The sequence below is a fragment of the Rhodopseudomonas sp. P1 genome (genome assembly GCF_039642825.1).
GTDB classification, from domain to species: Bacteria; Pseudomonadota; Alphaproteobacteria; order Rhizobiales; family Xanthobacteraceae; genus Rhodopseudomonas; species Rhodopseudomonas palustris_H.
On the sequence record NZ_CP088006.1, the window covers coordinates 4,109,942 to 4,127,683 of the forward strand.

A 17,742-nucleotide genomic window follows, 5' to 3' on the forward strand; every position below is an offset into this window, starting at 1 on the left:
TCTAGGTCGGCTTCGATGCCTTACTACGTCTATCTGCTCGCCAACGGAAAGCATGGCACGCTGTATCTTGGCGTGACCAACGATCTGGCGCGACGTGTACATGAACATCGCAGCAAGTCAGCGCCGGGATTCTCAGAGCGTTACGGCGTCGATCGGCTGGTGTGGTTCGAGATCTACGACGACGCCGTCACCGCGATCACGCGGGAGAAACAGCTCAAGAAGTGGCGGCGTGATTGGAAGATCAGGCTGATCGAAGACCAGAACCCGGACTGGGTGGATCTTTATCCGGGGATTTGCAGTTAGCGCGGAGCGCGACGGCGTCGCACCACGTCATACCGAGACAACGCAGGTCACGATGGAACGTTAAACACAGTTCCTCTCTCGTCATTCCGGATTGCGCGCTCTTGCGCGCAAGTCCGGAATCCATACGCCGTGCGCTCTCGGTTAAGGTGATGCGCAAAGGAATGTCCTCGATCTACACCAAGCACAGGGGTTATGGATTCCGGGCTCGCGCTACGCGCGCCCCGGAATGACGAACGAGAGGCTTGCGACGCGATCACCAGAGCATCGCAAAGGCTGAATCCAGCGACCCCATCGCCTCGATCAACGCCCTTGAATTTTAGGCTTACGTAGGCCCTGAGCTCACTCCCCCTCATCCGTCGCCAGCAGCCCCTTCACCGCCCTTGCCCAGCCTGCCAGCTTTCGCTCGCGCGTCGCCGCGCTCATGGCGGGGCGGAAGCGGTGGTCGAGGCGCCAGTTGTCGGCGAATTTTTGCGGCTCGGGGAAGACGCCTGCACTGAGGCCGGCGAGGTAGGCGGCGCCGAGCGCGGTGGTTTCCTGGATCACCGGGCGGTCGACCGGGGCGTCGAGCAGATCGGCGAGGCGCTGCATGGTCCAGTCCGACGCGGTCATGCCGCCGTCGACGCGGAGCACGGTGGTGGCGGCGTCGGCGTCCGGCCAATCGGCCCGCATCGCAGCCCACAGGTCGAAGGTCTGGTAGCACACGCTTTCCAATGCGGCGTGGGCAAGCTCGGCTGGGCCGGTGTTGCGCGTCAGGCCGAACAGCGCGCCGCGGACGCGCGGATTCCAATATGGCGCACCCATGCCGACGAACGCCGGGACCAGATACACGCTCTGCGCTGAATCCGATTTGTCGGCGAGAGGCCCGGTCTCGGAGGCATGCTTGATCACGCCGAGGCCGTCGCGCAACCATTGCACCGCGCTGCCGGCGACGAAGATCGAGCCTTCCAGCGCGTAGGTGCGCTTGCCGTCGAGCTGATAGGCGACGGTGGTGAGCAGCTTGTTGTTCGACTTCACCGGCGTCGCACCGGTGTTGAGCAGCGCGAAGCAGCCGGTGCCGTAGGTCGACTTGATCATGCCCGGGGTAAAGCAAGCCTGGCCGATGGTCGCCGCCTGCTGGTCGCCGGCGATGCCGCGGATGGTGATCGAACCGCCGAACAGCTCCGGCACGCTGTCGCCGAAATGCGCCGAGGAATCCTTCACCTCCGGCAGCATCGAGCGCGGCACGCCGAGCAGCTTGAGCAGTTCGTCGTCCCAGGCGCCGTCGTGGATGTTGAACAGCAGCGTGCGCGAGGCATTGGTGGCGTCGGTGGCGTGGACCTTGCCGCCGGTGAGCCGCCACAGCAGATAGCAATCGACGGTGCCGAACTTCAGCTCGCCGCGCTCGGCGCGAGCCCGCGCGCCGGGGACGTTGTCGAGCAGCCAAGCGACCTTGGTGCCGGAGAAATACGGATCGATGATCAGCCCGGTCTTGGCGGTGACCATCGGCTCCAGCCCCTCGGCCTTCAGCCGGGTGCAGAACTCCGCGGTGCGGCGGTCCTGCCAGACGATGGCGCGGTGGATCGCCTGGCCTGAGACGGCATCCCACACCACCACGGTTTCGCGCTGGTTGGTGATGCCGATCGCGGCGATATCGGCGGCGGTCGCGCCGGCCTTGTCCATCGCAGCGCGGCAGGTGGCGATGGTCGTCGCCCAGATGTCCTCGGGCTCGTGCTCGACCCAGCCGGACGCCGGGAAATGCTGCGGGAATTCCTGCTGCGCGGAGGCCGCGATCGAAATGTCGGAGCGGAACAGAATCGCCCGCGACGAGGTGGTGCCCTGATCGATGGCCATGACGAAAGGCATCAGCGTTCTTCCCGGAGATGATGACGGAACGGTTTTGCCCACCCCACCCGATCGCGGTTTCGCCGTCAATATCGGCTGAAAAACCAGCCCGCGACCGCTGCCGGGTTTGAACCTGGGAGCGCCGGCGGTGCACAATCAATCTGCTTCAATTGCCGACCGGGATGTGGTTTGTGCTGCCATCAACCCTCCATAGGTACCGCCTCGACTGATGGACCATTCGCTCAACATCGTCATCGTCGATGAGAACCCGGTGCGCGCCGCGATTCTCACCGAGGGCCTGCGCGAGGCCGGGATGACAGAAATCACCCATCTCGAAGGCACCACCAATCTGTTGGCGCGGATCTACCAGATCGATCCGGACGTGATCCTGATCGACCTCGAGAACCCGAGCCGCGACATGCTGGAGCAGATGTTCCAGGTCTCGAGGATCGTGAAGCGGCCGATCGCGATGTTTGTCGACCAGAGCGACACCGCCTCGATCCAGGCTTCGGTTGATGCCGGCGTCTCCGCCTACATCGTCGACGGGCTGAAGAAGGAGCGGATGAAGCACATCCTCGATCTGTGCATCTCGCGCTTCAATGCCTTCGCCAAGCTCGAGACCGAGCTGAGCAACGCCCGCTCGGCGCTCGAAGACCGCAAAGTGATCGACCGCGCCAAGGGCATCCTGATGAAGGCGAAGGGCCTGACCGAGGAGCAGGCCTACGTGCTGCTGCGGACCACCGCGATGAACGAGAAGAAGAAGATCGCCGAGATCGCCCAGTCGGTGATCACGGCTTCGGAGATGCTGAAATGAGCGAGCGGCTGCGCATCGGATTCATCCCGCTGGTCGACGCCGCCGCGCTGATCGTCGCCGCCGACAAGGGGTTCTGCGCCGCCGAGGGCCTCGACGTCGAGCTGGTGCGCGAGATCTCCTGGGCCAACGTCCGCGATAAATTCAACATCGGCCTGTTCGACGCCGCGCATCTGCTGGCGCCGCTGGCGGTCGCTTCCAGCCTCGGCATCGGCCACGTCAAGGTGCCGGTGATTTCCGGCTTCGGCCTCGGCGTCAACGGCAACGCCATCACGGTGTCGCCGGACCTGCACGCCGCGATCGTCGCGATGGCCGACGGCGACGTCGCCGATCCGGTCGTCTCGGCACGCGCGCTGGCACGGGTCGTCGCCGAACGCAAAGCCAAGGGCCAGGAGCCGCTGACCTTCGGCATGACCTTCCCGTTCTCCAGCCACAACTACGATCTGCGGTTCTGGATGGGTGCCGGCGGCGTCGATCCGGACGAGGATGTGCGGCTGGTGGTGCTGCCGCCGCCGTTCATGGTGGAGAGTCTCGCCAGCAAGCATCTCGACGGCTTCTGCGTCGGCGCGCCGTGGAATTCGGTGGCGATCGATCTCGGCATCGGCACCATCCTGCATTTCACCAGCGAGCTGTTTCAGCGCGCCGCCGAGAAGATGCTGACGGTGCGGGCGACCTGGGCCGCACAGCATCCCGAGGTGCTGCAAGCGCTGATCCGCGCACACGTCCGCGCCGCCGACTACATTGAGGACGTCGCCAACCGCGACGAGGTCTGCGCCATGCTCGCTGCGCCGGGCCGGATCGAGGTGACGCCGGAGCTGATCCGCCGCACGCTCGACGGCCGGCTCAAGGTCGCGGCCGACGGCACGCTGCGCAGCAGCGACCGCTATCTGCTGGTCGGGCGCGAGGCCGCGGCGCGGCCCGATCCGGTGCAAGGCGCGTGGAACTACGCCCAGATGGTGCGCTGGGGACAGGCGCCACTGTCGGCCGACCTGCTTGCCGCCGCCAAGGCGGTGTTTCGGCCGGACCTGTATGACGCCGCGGTCGGCACGGCTCCTGCGTTGCCGAAAGCGCCCGCCGACGGCATCGGCGAGTGCACCGGCGCGGCGTTCGATCCGGACGACATCGCCGGCTATCTGGCGCGGATGACGATCCGGCGCTGAGCCCCGCACGAGACCGCGCCATGAGCCCGCTCGCGACCCTCAGTCCCGCCGACATCCACCGGGTGCGGACATCGTTCGACCTGATGTGGCCACGCTCGACCGAGATGGCCGATCAGTTCTACGCCCGGCTGTTCGAGATCGCGCCGGACAGCCGGACGCTGTTTCGTAGCGACATGACCCGGATGAAGGATAAGTTCATCCAGACGCTGGCGGTGCTGGTCGGCAGCCTCGACAATCTCACCGGTCTGTACGCGGTCGCCGGCAAGCTCGCGGTCGATCACGTCCGCTACGGCGTCCGCCCCGATCACTACGCGCCGGTCGGCGAAGCGCTGCTCTGGAGTCTCGGCCGGCAGCTCTCCGGGTTCTGGAACGACGACGTCGAGCAGTCATGGCGCAAGGTCTATGCGGTGATCTCGGCGCGGATGATCGGCGCCGCCTATCCCGACCATCGCCCCGCCTGATCGCTGCTGCGCTGCACATTTCGTCGCCACGCTGCTCAGCCGGGCAGCGCAGGACAGCGGCTTCGAGGAGGCTCCGGCATCCCCCACGCGAGGCGCTAAGCACCTGACAATCGGGCCAAATCCACCTCCTGCCAGCGATTGGCACGAATTTCGCTGAACTGTCGTTGCGGGATGCCGGTGGGGCGTCCTGGCGTCATCGAAACTCCGACAGCAACGCCGCTGTCCTGGCCTCGCTCCGCGAGCAACCAGGCAGCGGCTTTTTTTTCGTCGGTTCGAGGCGCCCCGTGCAAAGGGGATTGGTCGATGCAGCGCTTCGTGTACGGATGTCGGCGAAACCACATCGCAAGCAAGGATCGTGATGACGCCGCAGGCGATCGCATTGGTGCAACAGAGCTTCGCGCGGCTGACGCCGATCTCGGACGAGACCGCGACGCTGTTCTACGAGCGGCTGTTCGCGACCGCGCCGGAGCTGCGGGCTCTGTTTCACGGCGACATGCGCCGGCAGGGCAAGAAGCTGATGAGCACGCTGAACGTGGTGGTGACCGGACTGACCGATCTCGCCACCATCCTGCCGGCGACGGGGCGGCTGGCGCGGCTGCACATCGCTTACGGCGTCAGCGCCGCGCACTACACGCCGTTCGGCGCGGCGCTGCTGTGGACGCTGGAGCGGGAGCTCGGCGCCGACTGGACGCCGGAGCTCGCCGCGGCCTGGCGCGACGCCTACGCGATGCTGTCCGAGACGATGCTGGCGGCGGCTTACGGCGACACCACGCCGAGCTGATAAGCGCCCTGCTCCTCTCCGTGCAAGCGGCGTGAGGCGGCGATGGGCAGCGAATTCTCGATCGATCAGAAGCGCTATCTCGAAGGCTTCGCCACTGGCGTCACTGCGGCGCGCGCCGCGCGCGGCAGCCTGCCGGCCGGCGGCGCCGCGGCGCCGAGCGGCCCGGACGCGATCCACATTGCAGCGCAGGACCGCGTCACCGCGTCGGGCAAGAAGCTCAACGACCAGGAGAAGTGGAAGCGCGAGCAGCATCCGTTCGACGCCTATGCCCGGCTGAAGCAGCAGGCACGCGACAACGCTGCGCCGAAGCCGGCGGACAATTTCCGCTGGCGATACTACGGGCTGTTTTACGTCGCCCCTGCGCAGACCTCGTATATGTGCCGCCTGCGTATTCCCAACGGCATCCTGACATCGTGGCAGATGGCCGGCCTCGCCGATCTCGCCGACATCCTCGCCGGCGGCTACGCGCATGTCACGACGCGCGCCAATTTGCAGATGCGCGAGATCGCGCCGAAGAACGCCGTGCTGCTCCTGCAGGGCATCGAAAGCCTCGGGCTGTGGGCGCGCGGCTCCGGCGCCGACAACATCCGCAACGTCACCGGCTCGGCGACCGCCGGGATCGATCCGCAGGAACTGATCGATACGCGGCCCTACGCCCGCGACTGGCACTTCCACATCCTCAACGAACGCGCCCTGTTCGGGCTGCCGCGCAAGTTCAACGTCGCGTTCGACGGCGGCGGGCTGATCCCGACGCTGGAGGACACCAACGACATCGCATTCCGAGTGGTGCAGATCGCGGACGGCCACGGCGTCGCGCCGGGCGTGTACTTCCGTCTCGCACTCGGCGGCATCACCGGCCACAAGGATTTTGCCCGCGAGACCGGAGTGATCGTGGCGCCCGAGGATGCGACCGAGGTCGCGGATGCGATCGTGCGGGTGTTCATCGAGCACGGTGATCGCACCGACCGCAACAAGGCGCGGCTGAAATACGTGCTCGATGCGTTCGGCTTCGATAAGTACTTAGCGCTTGTCGAGGAGAAACTCGGCCGCAAGCTGATCCGAGTGCCAACCGAAGCTGCGGCACCGCGCCCGGCGCAGGATCGCGCCGCGCATCTCGGCGTGCATCCGCAACAGCAGGAAGGGCTGAACTGGATCGGCGTCCGGCTCGCCACCGGTCATCTTGCGTCAGCACAGATGCGCGGCCTCGCCGAGGTCGCGCGCAGCTTCGGCGACGGCGATCTGCGCCTGACGGTGTGGCAGAACCTCTTGATCTCCGGCGTGGCGGATGCGCGCGTGGCTGAGGCCACCGCGGCGATCGAGGCGCTTGGACTGGCGATCACCGCCTCGCCGCTGCGCGCCGGACTGATTGCCTGCACCGGCGCCAGCGGCTGCCGCTTCGCCGCCGCGCATACCAAGGAAACCGCGGAAGCGATCGCGCAATATTGCGAGCCCCGCGTGCCGCTCGACACGCCGATCAACATCCATCTCACCGGCTGCCATAACTCCTGCGCGCAGCACTTCATCAGCGATATCGGCCTGATCGGCGCCAAGGTGGCGATCTCGGATGAGGACAGCGTCGAAGGCTTTCACATCCATGTCGGCGGCGGCTTTGGCCCGGACGCAGCGATCGGCACCGAGGTGCTGCGCGACGTCAAGCAGGACGATGCCCCACGCGTGATCGCGGGGATGCTGCAGACGTATCTCGCGCGCCGCACTTCGCCATCCGAAACCTTTCTCGCCTTCGTCCGCCGTCACGATGCGGCGGCGCTGCAGCACCTGTTCGCCTATGAACCATCACCGGAGACCGTGGCATGAGCCAGAACCTGCCGCCGCCGATCCCACTCCTGGTGCCGGAGACCGCGCCGTTCTCCGAGGAGCAACGCGCCTGGCTCAACGGCTTCTTCGCCGGCCTGGTATCGCTCGATGGGCAAGGCCTCACCGCCCTGTCCGCCGATCAGGCCGCAGCATTGCTCGCCGGCGGGCCAGCGCCTGCCGCAGAAGACGACGACGGCGGCGCGCCGTGGCACGACCAGAGCCTGCCGCTTCCCGAACGGATGCAGCTTGCGGAGGGCAAGCCGCTGCGCTGGAAGCTGATGGCCGCGATGGCGCAGCAGGATTGCGGCCAATGCGGCTATGACTGCCGCAACTACTCAGGCGCAATCTTCGACGGCAAGGAGACGCGGCTGAACCTGTGCGCCCCCGGCGGCAAGGACACCGCGCGGATGGTGAAGACGCTGGCCGAACAGATCGGCACCGCGCCGACGCTGGACAGTGCGCCGTCACTCGCCGCCGATGCGGCCCCGGTCGTGGCGCTGCCGCCGCGCGGCACCTCGCGCGACAATCCGGCAACCGCGAAGGTGCTGTCACGGCGCCGGCTCAACAAGCCGGGCTCCGAGAAGGAGACTTGGCACGTCGAGTTCGAGCTGGAGAATTGCCTGAACTACGAGGCCGGCGATTCCTTCGGGCTGTTTCCAACCAATGATCCGGCGCTGGTCGATGCGGTGCTACACGCGCTCGGCGCGCCGGCGGAATTTCCGATTGCGCAGTCGACACTGCGGCAGACACTGCTCGACAGTGTTTCTCTTTCCCCCGCGCCCGACATGCTGTTTCAGCTGATCAGCTACATCACCGGCGGCGACAAGCGGAAGAAGGCGCGCGCGCTCGCCAGCGGCGAAGATCCGGACGGCGACGCCGCGACACTCGACGTGCTCGCCGCGCTGGAGAAATTCCCCGGCCTCCGTCCCGATCCGGAAGCCTTCATCGAAGCGCTCGATCCGCTGCAGCCGCGGCTGTACTCTATCTCGTCGTCGCCGAAGACCACGCCCGGCCGGCTGTCGCTGACGGTTGATTGCGTACGCTACCAGATCGGCAAGCGGCAGCGGCTCGGCGTCTGCTCCACCGGCCTCGCCGAGCGGGTGCAGCCCGGCGACACGCTGCGGGCCTACATACAGAAGGCGCACAATTTCGCGCTGCCGTCGGATTCCAGTCAGCCGATCATCATGATCGGCCCCGGCACCGGCGTCGCGCCGTTCCGCGCCTTCCTGCACGAGCGCCAGGCGATCCAGGCGCCGGGCAAGAACTGGCTGTTCTTCGGCCATCAGCGTTCGGCCTCGGACTTCTTCTACGAGGACGAACTGAAGGCGATGAAAAATGCCGGCCTGCTGACGCGGCTGACGCTGGCGTGGTCGCGCGACAGTGGCGAGAAGATCTACGTCCAGGACCGGATGCGCGAAGTCGGCCGCGACCTGTGGAGCTGGCTCACCGAAGGCGCCAGCCTCTACGTCTGCGGCGACGCCAAGCGCATGGCCAAGGACGTCGAACGCGCGCTGGTCGACATCGTCGCCCAGCACGGCGCCCGTTCGGCGGCGGAAGCGACGGCATTCGTGTCGGAGCTGAAGAAACAGGGGCGCTATCAGCAGGATGTGTATTAAGCACCCTGCCCCTCACCGGTCATGCCGGGGCGCGCGCAGCGCGAACCCGGAATCCCGAGGTTGTCTCCAACGAAGAGAGATTCCGGGCTCGCTCACTTCGTGAGCGCCCCGGAATGACGATGGAGAGGCCTACACCGACGCGGTCGTCACGCCGCCGTCGATCACGATGGTCTGGCCGGTCATGAAGGTCGAGGCGTCCGAGCCCAGATATGCGACGGCGCCGGCGATTTCGTGCGGCTCGCCGATCCGGCGCAGCGGCGTTCCGGCGGTGCGGCGCTTCAGGTTGGCTTCGTCTTCCCACAGCGCGCGGGCGAAGTCGGTCTTGACCAGGCCCGGCGCGATCGCGTTGACGCGGACGCCCTTCGGGCCCCATTCACCGGCGAGGCTCCGGCACAGCGCGAAGTCGGCGGCTTTCGAAATGCCGTAGGCGCCGATCACGGTGGAGCCGCGCAGGCCGCCGATCGACGAGATGATCACCACCGATCCGCTGCCGCGCTCCGCCATCTGCGGAATCGCGCGGGCGCACAGCCAGATGTTGCTCTTGACGTTCGACGCCATGATCTTGTCGAACGCCTCGTCGGCGATATCGAGCAGCGGGCCGTAATATGGGTTGACCGCGGCGTTGCAGACCAGGATATCGACCTTGCCGTATTTGGCGGTGGCGCCGTCGATCAGCCCCTCGACCTCGGCCTTGCGCGAGATGTTGCAGGCGATGACATGCGCATCACCGCCCTCCTTGCGGATACCTTCAGCAACTTCCTCGCAGGCGTCGGCCTTGCGGCTCGAGATCACCACCTTGGCGCCGAGCTTGGCCAGCAGCTCAGCGGAGGCCCGCCCAATGCCGCGCGACGAACCGGTGACGACGGCGACCTTGCCGGTGAGATCGAACGGATTGATGGTCATGGCGAGGCTCCTTGGGTTATTGTTATTGCACTACCTCGCCGCGTCATTCCGGGATGCGCTGCGTAGCAGCGCAGGCCCGGAATCCATACTCCCTGCGGTGATTATGGATTCCGGGCTCGCGCTGCGCGCGCCCCGGAATGACGAAAGTAAGGCCGAGATTCCGGGTTCGCTCACTGTCGTGAGCGCCCCGGAATGACTCGTGGAGAGATCAGATCAGCCCGCCGCCGGCGCTGACGCGGGCGAGGTGGTGATCGGTGTCGCCGAAGGTCTGCTCGATCATGGTCAGCCGCTTGAAGTAGTGGCCGATCTTGGCTTCCATGGTCATGCCGATGCCGCCGTGGAGCTGGATCGACTGCTGGCCGACGAACTTGCCGGACTTGCCGATCTGCACCTTCGCGGCCGCGATCGCGCCGGCGCGTTCCTTGGCGTCGTCGAACTCGGCCGCCATGGTGGCGAACATCGCCATCGAGCGCGCCTGCTCGGTGGCGACGAACATGTCGGCGGCGCGATGCTGCAGCACCTGGAAAGAGCCGATCGGCACGCCGAACTGCTTGCGGGTCTTGATGTACTCGACCGTGGTGGTGAGCGATTCATCCATCAGGCCGACCGCTTCGGCGCACAGCGCGGTGCGGGCATCGTCGACCACCGCCTCGATCAGCCCCAGCGCGTTCTCCGGATCGCCGATCGCCGCATCGGCGCCGACCTGGACGCCGGTGAAGGTAATGTCCGCGGCGTGCAGCCCGTCCTGGGTCGGATAGCCCTTGCGGGTGATGCCCTTGGCATCGGCCGGCACCACGAACACGCCGACGCCGGCGCGGTCACGCTGGCCGCCCTTGGTGCGGGCGGTGACGATCAGGGTGTCGGCGGCTTCGCCGTTCAGCACCACGAATTTCTCGCCGTCGATCACCCAGCCGTCGCCACTCTTCTTGGCGGTGGTGGAGACGTCGCCGAGATCCCAGCGCGAGTTCTTTTCGAGCTGGGCGAACGCGAAGGTCTTGGAGCCGTCGATGATGCCAGGCAGATGCGCCGCCTTCTGTGCGGCCGAACCGGCGCGGCGCAGGAAGCCGCCACCGATCACCACGGTCGGCAGATAGGGTTCGAGCACCAGCGCGTGGCCGAGCGCTTCCATGACGATCATGGTCTCGACCGCGCCGGCGCCGAAGCCGCCGTCTTCCTCGGCGAACGGCAGGCCGAGCAGGCCCTGCTCGGCGAACTTGCCCCACACCGCGCGGCTCCAGCCGCCCTTTTCCTTGGCGTACTTCTTGCGGCTGTCGAAATCGTAAGAGCCCTTCAGCAGGCCTTCGACGCTTTCCTTGAGGAGGCGCTGCTCCTCCGACAAATCAAAATCCATCGTGATGCTTCCTTGAAGTCCGAAAGTAATCCTGAGCGAAACGCGCAACTTTCGTCATTCCGGGATGCGCCCTCTTGGGCGCAGGCCCGGAATCCATACTCCCGGCAGGGGTTATGGATTCCGGGCTCGCTCACTTCGTGAGCGCCCCGGAATGACAGCTGCGGGGCCTTACAGCCCGAGCACCGCCTTGCAGATGATGTTGCGCTGGATCTCGTTGGAGCCGCCGTAGATCGAGACCTTGCGGTTGTTGAAGTAACCGGGGGCGATCTGGGCGGTCCAATCCATCGTCTCGTTCGAATCGTCGTCGCCATGGACGTCGTAGGGCGCGGCGAACGGGCCGATGACTTCCATCAACAGCTCGGTGGTCGCCTGCTGGATCTCGGAGCCCTTGATCTTCAGCACCGACGAAGCCGGGTTCGGCTTGCCCTTGCCGTGCTTGCCTTCATCGGCGACGACGCGGAGCTGGGTGAGCTCGAGCGCCTTCAGCTCGATCTCGACCGCGGCCAGCTTGTCGCGGAACTTGGGGTCCTCGATCACCGGCTTGCCGCCGGACTCGACCTGCGCGGCGAGCTGCTTGATGCGGCGGATGCGCTCCTTCGACATGCCGACGCGGGCGATACCGGTGCGCTCGTTGCCGAGCAGGAACTTGGCGTAGTCCCAGCCCTTGTTCTCTTGGCCGACCAGGTTCTCCAGCGGCACTTCGACGTCATCGAAGAACACTTCGTTGACTTCGTGGCCGCCGTCGATGGTCTGGATCGGACGGACGGTGATGCCCTTGGTCTTCATGTCGACCAGGATGAAGGAGATGCCTTCCTGCTTCTTGGCGGCCGGATCGGTGCGGCACAGGCAGAAGATCCAGTCGGCGTGCTGCGCCAGCGTGGTCCAGGTCTTCTGGCCGTTGATGATCCACTTGTCGCCCTTCTTCTCCGCCTTGGTCTTCAGCGACGCGAGGTCGGAGCCCGAGCCGGGCTCGGAGAAGCCCTGGCACCACCAATCATCGACATTGGCGATGCGCGGCAGGAAGCGCTTCTTCTGCTCCTCGCTGCCGAAGGTGTAGATCACCGGGCCGACCATCGAGACGCCGAAGGCGAGCGGCTGCGGCGCGGGCGCGGCCTGCAGCTCCTCATTGAAGATGTAGTGCTGCACGCTGCTCCAGCCGGTGCCGCCGTATTCCTTCGGCCAGTGCGTCACCGCCCAGCCCTTCTTGTTGAGGATGCGGTACCACTCGACCATTTCTTCCTTGGTGTTGTGGCGGCCTTCGATCAGTTTCTGCCGCGTCTTGGCCGGCACATTGTCCTTGAAGAACTGCCGCACCTCGTCGCGGAACGCGATCTCTTCTTTGCTGAAATTCAGATCCATCGGATCCTCCTTGGGTCGAATTCGTCTACGAAACTATCATTCGTCATTCCGGGGCGCGCGAAGCGCGAATCCGGAATCTCGAGCTGTTGAGTGGTGCCGCTGCAACATGGGGATTCCGGGTTCGCAAGCTGCGCTTGCGCCCCGGAATGACTCCCGTGAGGCTTACTGCACGATCTCGAACAAGCCGGCGGAGCCCATGCCGCCGCCGACGCACATCGTCACCACTGCATACTTCACCTTGCGGCGGCGGCCTTCAATCAGCGCGTGACCGGCCAGGCGCGCGCCCGACATGCCGTAGGGATGGCCGACCGAGATCGCGCCGCCGTTGACATTCAGCTTCTCCGGATCGATGCCGAGCTTGTCGCGGCAATACAGCACCTGCACCGCGAACGCTTCGTTCAGCTCCCACAGGCCGATGTCGTCGACGCTGAGGCCGTGGCGCTTCAGCAGGCGCGGCACCGCGAACACCGGGCCGATGCCCATCTCGTCCGGCTCACAGCCGTAGGAGACCATACCGCGGAAGATGCCGAGCGGCTTGAGGCCCTTCGCAGCCGCGGTCTTGTCGCTCATGATCACCGTGGCCGAGGCGCCGTCCGACAGCTGGCTGGCATTGCCGGCGGTGATGGTGAAGCCTTCGCCACGCACGGCCTTCAGACCGGCAAGGCCTTCGGCGGAGGTATCCGGCCGCGGACCTTCGTCCTGCGACAGGGTGATGTCCTTGAACGACACCGCGCCGGTGGCCTTGTCGACGACGCCCATCTTGGTCGAGATCGGCGCGATCTCGTCGTTGAATTTGCCGCCCTGCTGCGCCGCCGCGGTGCGGCGCTGGCTCTCCAACGAATACTCGTCCTGGCGCTCGCGCGAGATGCCGTAGCGCTTCGCCACGGTTTCGGCGGTGTCGAGCATCGCCATGTAGACGTCGCCCTTCATCGCCTCGAGCGCCGGATCGACGGCGTGGAAGCTGTTCATCTTGTCGTTCTGCACCAGCGAAATCGACTCGCCGCCGCCGCCGACCGCGATCTCGACGCCGTCGAAGATCACCGAACGCGCGGCCAGCGCAATCGCCTGCAGGCCGGAGGCGCACTGACGGTCGATGGTGGTGCCGGCAGTGGTCACCGGCAGGCCGGCGCGGAGCAGCGCCTTGCGGGCGATGTTGCCGCCGGTGGCGCCCTGCTGCAGCGCCGCGCCCATCACCACGTCCTCGACCTCCTTCGGGTCGATGCCGGCGCGCTTCACCGCGTGCTCGATGGCGTGGCCGAGCAGCGTGGCGCCCTCGGTGGCGTTGAGGGCGCCGCGATACGCCTTGCCGATCGGCGTGCGCGCGGTTGAAACGATAACGGCCTCGGTCATATGCAGGCTCCTGCGGGGTTGCTGTTACGAATTACTTGGTCTGCGTCTTGGTGGTGGTCTGCTGGCTGCGCAATTCGTGGCGGGACAGTTTGCCCACCGTGGTGCGCGGCAGTTCGTCGAGAAACTCCACGGCGGTCGGCAATTCATGCTTGCCGAGCTTGCCGGTGAGGAAGGCGCGCAGCTCGTCGATGCTGAACGGCTGCGCCCCGTCGCGCAGCTTGACGAAGGCTTTTGCCGCCTCGCCGCGGTAATCGTCCGGCACGCCGATCACGATCACTTCCTGGACCGCGGGGTGTTCGTAGATCGCCTGCTCGATCATCTGCGGATAGACGTTGAAGCCGCCGGAGATGATCATGTCCTTCTTGCGGTCGACCAGGAAGAAGTAGCCATCCTGGTCCATATAGCCGATGTCGCCGGTGAGAAAACGGTCGCCGACGAAACTGTGAGCGGACTCCTCCGGCCGGTTCCAATAGCCCTTGGTGACATTCGGGCCGCGGACGCGGAGCTCGCCGACTTCGCCCGGCGGCAGCACGCGCTTCGGATCATCGAGCGCGACGACATCGAGTTCGATGCCCGGCAGCATCAGGCCGATCGAGCCCGGCTTGTCCGGCCCTTCCGGCGGATGGCCGGTACCGGGCGAGCAGGTCTCGGTCATGCCCCAGCCGCTCTTCAGCTTCAGATTGGTCTTGCGCTCGAACAGCCGCGCGACCTCGACCGGCAGCGGCGCGCCGCCGGAGCCGGCCATCGTCAGCGACGACAGATCGCGCTTCTCCAGCGACGGATCGTTGGCGAGCGCGATCCACATTGTCGGCACGCCCGGGAACACGGTGGCGCGCTTCTCCTCGATGTCGCGGAACACCGCGGCGACGTCGAACCGCTGATGCAGCGAGATCAAATCGCCCTGCTTCAGGCAACGCAGCAGGATCACGGTGAGCGCGTAGATGTGGAACAGCGGCAGCACGCAGATCACGCGATGAATGCCGCCGCTATTGGCGCGCACCAGACCCCAGACGTCGTAGATCGACACCGCCGAGGTCAGGTTGGAATGGGTGAGCATCGCGCCCTTCGGCAGGCCGGTGGTGCCGCCGGTGTATTGCAGCAGCGCGATGTCGTCAGGCACAATCGCCGGCCAGGCCATGGGCTTGGAGGCGCCCTTGATGAAATCGGCGTAAGTAATCACCCGCGGATCGCTGGGCACCGGCGCCAGCGGCGTGGCCGACTCGCCCCAGCTCGCATCGCTGCATACGATCAGGCGGTCGAGCAGCCCCTTGGCGAGAAACCTCTCGGCCATCGGCAGCAGTGCGGCGGAATCGGTGGTGATCAGTACGCGTGCGCCGGAGTCGCTGAGCTTATGCGACAGCGCCCGCTCGCCATCGAGCGGCGACAGATGCACCACGCGGGCGCCGGCCTTCAGCGCGCCGAAGAAATTGATCGGATGGTCCGGAGTGTTGCCGATATACAGCGCGACCGAGGAGTCGCGGCCATAGCCTGCTGCGAGCAGCGCGGCCGCCGCGGTCTCGGCCATCGCTTCGAGCTTGGTGTAGGTGATCTGCCGATCACGAAACTCCAGCGCCGGCCGCGACGCATAGTCCTTCGCGGCCCGCGCCAGCAGATCCGGCAACGTCCCCCTCGCGATTGGCGCATCCCAGCGAACGCCAGGCGGATAGTACTGCTCACCGGGATGGGACATGCGGGCCACTTCGCGATTTGGGGGTGAATTAACGGCTCTTCGTCTCTGGCAGGAATTGCATTACGTCATTTCTCCCCTCCCCCTTGCGGGGAGGGGTCGGGGGTGGGGTCCCCGGGCACTATGCCCGCGTCGCCCTCCCCCCGGCCCTCTCCCGCAAGCGGGAGAGGGAGAGGAGCGATCACGCCGCAGCCTTGGACGGCTGCGTCAGCGAGGCGAAGGTCTTGCCTTCGGCAGCGAGGCGGGCGAGCAGCGGCGCGGGCTCCAGCGACGGATCGTTGGTGGCCTTGGCGTAGGCCGACAGCCGCTCGGCGATGTGCTTGAGGCCGACGCTGTCGGCGTAGTGCATCGGGCCGCCGCGATAGATCGGCCAGCCGTAGCCGTACAGCCAGACCACGTCGATATCGCTCGGACGCGCCGCGATCTTCTCTTCGAGGATGCGGGCGCCCTCGTTGATCATCGGGTACACCATCCGCTCGAGGATCTCCTCGTCGGTGATGTCGCGGCGCTTCAGGCCGAGCTTGGCGAGCGTGTCGTTGATCAGCGTCTCGACTTCCGGATCGGGCATCGGGGCGCGCGAGCCGGCTTCGTACTTGTAGTAGCCCTTGCCGGTCTTCTGGCCGAAGCGGCCGGCTTCGCACAGCGCGTCGGCGATCTCCGACTTGATGCCGCGGTCCTTGCGCGAGCGCCAGCCGATGTCGAGGCCGGCAAGATCGCCCATCGCGAACGGGCCCATCGGCATGCCGAACTTGGTGACGACGGCGTCGACCTGCTGCGGCAGTGCGCCTTCGAACAGCAGCTTTTCGGACTGCTTGGAGCGGGCTGCGAGCATGCGGTTGCCGACGAAGCCGTCACAGACCCCGACCACGACCGGCACCTTGGCGATCTTCTTGGCGATCGACACCGCGGTCAGCAGCGCGTCCGGCGCGGTCTTGGCGCCGCGCACGATTTCGCACAGCTTCATCACGTTGGCCGGCGAGAAGAAGTGCATGCCGAGCACGTCCTGCGGACGCTTGGTGGTGGCGGCGATCTCATCGATCGACAGATACGAGGTGTTCGACGCCAGCACCGCGCCCGGCTTGGCGTGGGCATCAATCGCGGTGAACACTTCCTTCTTCACCGCCATGGTTTCGAACACCGCCTCGATGATCAGGTCGGCATCCTTGACGTTCTCCAGGCCGACCACACCGGTGATCAGGCCCATCCGCTTGGCGGGCGCGTCCGCCGGGATGCCGCCGCGCGCTGCGGTGGCCTCGTAGTTCTTCTGCATGATGCCCATGCCGCGCTTGAGCTGCTCCTCGCCGGTCTCGATCAGCGTCACCGGAATGCCGGCATTGGCGAACGACATCGCGATGCCGCCGCCCATGGTGCCGGCACCGATGATCGCGACGCGCGACACCGGGCGCGGCTTGGTGCCGTCCGGCACGCCGTCGACCTTGGCGGCTTCACGCTCGGCGAAGAACGCGTAGCGCTGCGCCTTCGACTGATCGGACACGACGAGCTTCATGAAGCCCTCGCGCTCCTTCTTCAGCCCCTCTTCGAACGGCAGATCGATCGCGGCGCCGATCGCGTCGGCGCAGGCGAACGGCGCTTCGAGGCCGCGCGCCTTCTTGGTCATCGCCGCGACCGCATTGGTGAAGATCGAGCGATCGGCCTTGGCGGCCGCGAGCTTGGAATCATCGTCGCGCAGCCGGCGCAGCGGGCGCTTCTCGGCCAGCACCTTCTTGGCGAACGCCACCGCGCCCGCGACCAGATTCTCGACGATCTCTTCGACCAGGCCATGCTTGAGCGCTTCAGCGGCGCCGATCGGGCTACCGCCGACGATCATCTGCACGGCGAGCTCCGGACCGACCGCGCGCGGCAGGCGCTGCGTACCGCCGGCGCCCGGCAGCAGGCCGAGCTTGACTTCCGGCAGACCGAGCTTGGCTTCCTTGACGGCGACGCGGAAATGGCAGCCGAGCGCGACTTCGAGACCGCCGCCGAGCGCGGTGCCGTGGATCGCAGCGATCGTCGGCTTCGGCGAATTCTCCAGCGCGGCGATGACGTCGTTGAGCGCCGGCGGCTGCGCCGGCTTGCCGAATTCGGTGATGTCGGCGCCGGCGATGAAGGTGCGGCCCGCGCACACCAGCACGATCGCCTGCACGGCGGGATCGGCAACGGCGGCGTTGACGTTTTCCAGAATGCCGCGGCGAACAGCCGCACTGAGCGCATTGACCGGCGGACTGTCGACCGTGACGATCGCGACCTGATCCTGCGTTGCGCGTGTGACTACTTCGCTCATGCCGTTCTCCTTGGGTTTGCGTTTCTTAGTTTGTTTCGCACTG

The 17,742-nt window shown here is 66.3% G+C and carries 14 protein-coding genes; 7 read left to right on the forward strand and 7 right to left on the reverse strand.

The genetic code is table 11. From position 1 onward, the window contains the following. The first annotated feature begins 15 nt into the window (after positions 1 to 15). Positions 16 to 303 (forward strand): GIY-YIG nuclease family protein, encoded by a 288-nt coding sequence (locus LRC39_RS19015; RefSeq protein WP_264053021.1) that lies wholly within the window; start codon positions 16 to 18, stop codon positions 301 to 303. A gap of 339 nt (positions 304 to 642) precedes the next feature. Here LRC39_RS19015 and glpK read toward each other — a convergent pair whose 3' ends face one another. Continuing rightward, complete coding sequence (gene glpK, locus LRC39_RS19020) at positions 643 to 2,145, reverse strand: glycerol kinase GlpK (protein ID WP_047310093.1); 1,503 nt, start codon at positions 2,143 to 2,145, stop codon at positions 643 to 645. Between the two features lie 208 nt (positions 2,146 to 2,353). Here glpK and LRC39_RS19025 point away from each other — a divergent pair, with 208 nt between their 5' ends. The 6 genes from LRC39_RS19025 (at position 2,354) to LRC39_RS19050 (ending at position 8,768) form a co-directional block, all read left to right on the forward strand. Next, on the forward strand, positions 2,354 to 2,938 hold the full coding sequence (locus LRC39_RS19025; protein ID WP_047310094.1) for an ANTAR domain-containing response regulator: 585 nt from the start codon (positions 2,354 to 2,356) through the stop codon (positions 2,936 to 2,938). Continuing rightward, a complete protein-coding gene (locus LRC39_RS19030) occupies positions 2,935 to 4,095 on the forward strand; it encodes a CmpA/NrtA family ABC transporter substrate-binding protein (RefSeq protein WP_346295285.1) in 1,161 nt (386 codons plus the stop codon). Before LRC39_RS19025 ends, LRC39_RS19030 begins: the two co-directional genes overlap by 4 nt. Positions 4,096 to 4,115: 20 nt before the next feature. Further along, positions 4,116 to 4,556 carry a globin domain-containing protein gene (locus LRC39_RS19035; protein ID WP_346295286.1) on the forward strand — a complete coding sequence of 147 codons (441 nt, stop codon included), beginning with the start codon at positions 4,116 to 4,118 and terminating at the stop codon, positions 4,554 to 4,556. A 358-nt stretch (positions 4,557 to 4,914) separates the two neighbouring features. Next, positions 4,915 to 5,337, forward strand: a complete 423-nt coding sequence (locus tag LRC39_RS19040) for a globin family protein (protein WP_346295287.1) — start codon at positions 4,915 to 4,917, stop codon at positions 5,335 to 5,337. A 42-nt stretch (positions 5,338 to 5,379) separates the two neighbouring features. Then, complete coding sequence (locus tag LRC39_RS19045; RefSeq protein WP_346295288.1) at positions 5,380 to 7,152, forward strand: NirA family protein; 1,773 nt, start codon at positions 5,380 to 5,382, stop codon at positions 7,150 to 7,152. Then, entirely contained in the window at positions 7,149 to 8,768 is a 1,620-nt protein-coding gene (locus LRC39_RS19050) for a sulfite reductase subunit alpha (RefSeq protein ID WP_346295289.1), read from the forward strand. Before LRC39_RS19045 ends, LRC39_RS19050 begins: the two co-directional genes overlap by 4 nt. Before the next feature lie 129 nt (positions 8,769 to 8,897). On the opposite strand, the gene LRC39_RS19055 is transcribed toward LRC39_RS19050, so the two are convergent. The 6 genes from LRC39_RS19055 to LRC39_RS19080 all read right to left on the reverse strand — a co-directional run bounded on the left by LRC39_RS19055 (position 8,898) and on the right by LRC39_RS19080 (position 17,699). After that, positions 8,898 to 9,671, reverse strand: a complete 774-nt coding sequence (locus LRC39_RS19055; RefSeq protein WP_346295290.1) for an SDR family NAD(P)-dependent oxidoreductase — start codon at positions 9,669 to 9,671, stop codon at positions 8,898 to 8,900. Between the two features lie 208 nt (positions 9,672 to 9,879). Next, on the reverse strand, positions 9,880 to 11,022 hold the full coding sequence (gene pimD, locus LRC39_RS19060) for a pimeloyl-CoA dehydrogenase small subunit (RefSeq protein WP_346295291.1): 1,143 nt from the start codon (positions 11,020 to 11,022) through the stop codon (positions 9,880 to 9,882). Positions 11,023 to 11,190: 168 nt separating this feature from the next. Next, positions 11,191 to 12,381, reverse strand: coding sequence for a pimeloyl-CoA dehydrogenase large subunit (gene pimC, locus LRC39_RS19065; RefSeq protein ID WP_011159252.1), 1,191 nt, complete (start codon positions 12,379 to 12,381; stop codon positions 11,191 to 11,193). 162 nt (positions 12,382 to 12,543) lie between these two features. Further along, positions 12,544 to 13,731: an acetyl-CoA C-acyltransferase gene (locus LRC39_RS19070; RefSeq protein ID WP_107356482.1), complete on the reverse strand. Its 1,188-nt coding sequence runs from the start codon at positions 13,729 to 13,731 to the stop codon at positions 12,544 to 12,546. 31 nt (positions 13,732 to 13,762) lie between these two features. After that, positions 13,763 to 15,421, reverse strand: a complete 1,659-nt coding sequence (gene pimA / locus LRC39_RS19075; RefSeq protein WP_346295292.1) for a dicarboxylate--CoA ligase PimA — start codon at positions 15,419 to 15,421, stop codon at positions 13,763 to 13,765. Between the two features lie 178 nt (positions 15,422 to 15,599). Beyond that, positions 15,600 to 17,699, reverse strand: a complete 2,100-nt coding sequence (locus LRC39_RS19080; protein ID WP_264053032.1) for a 3-hydroxyacyl-CoA dehydrogenase NAD-binding domain-containing protein — start codon at positions 17,697 to 17,699, stop codon at positions 15,600 to 15,602. Between the last annotated feature and the right edge of the window lie 43 nt (positions 17,700 to 17,742).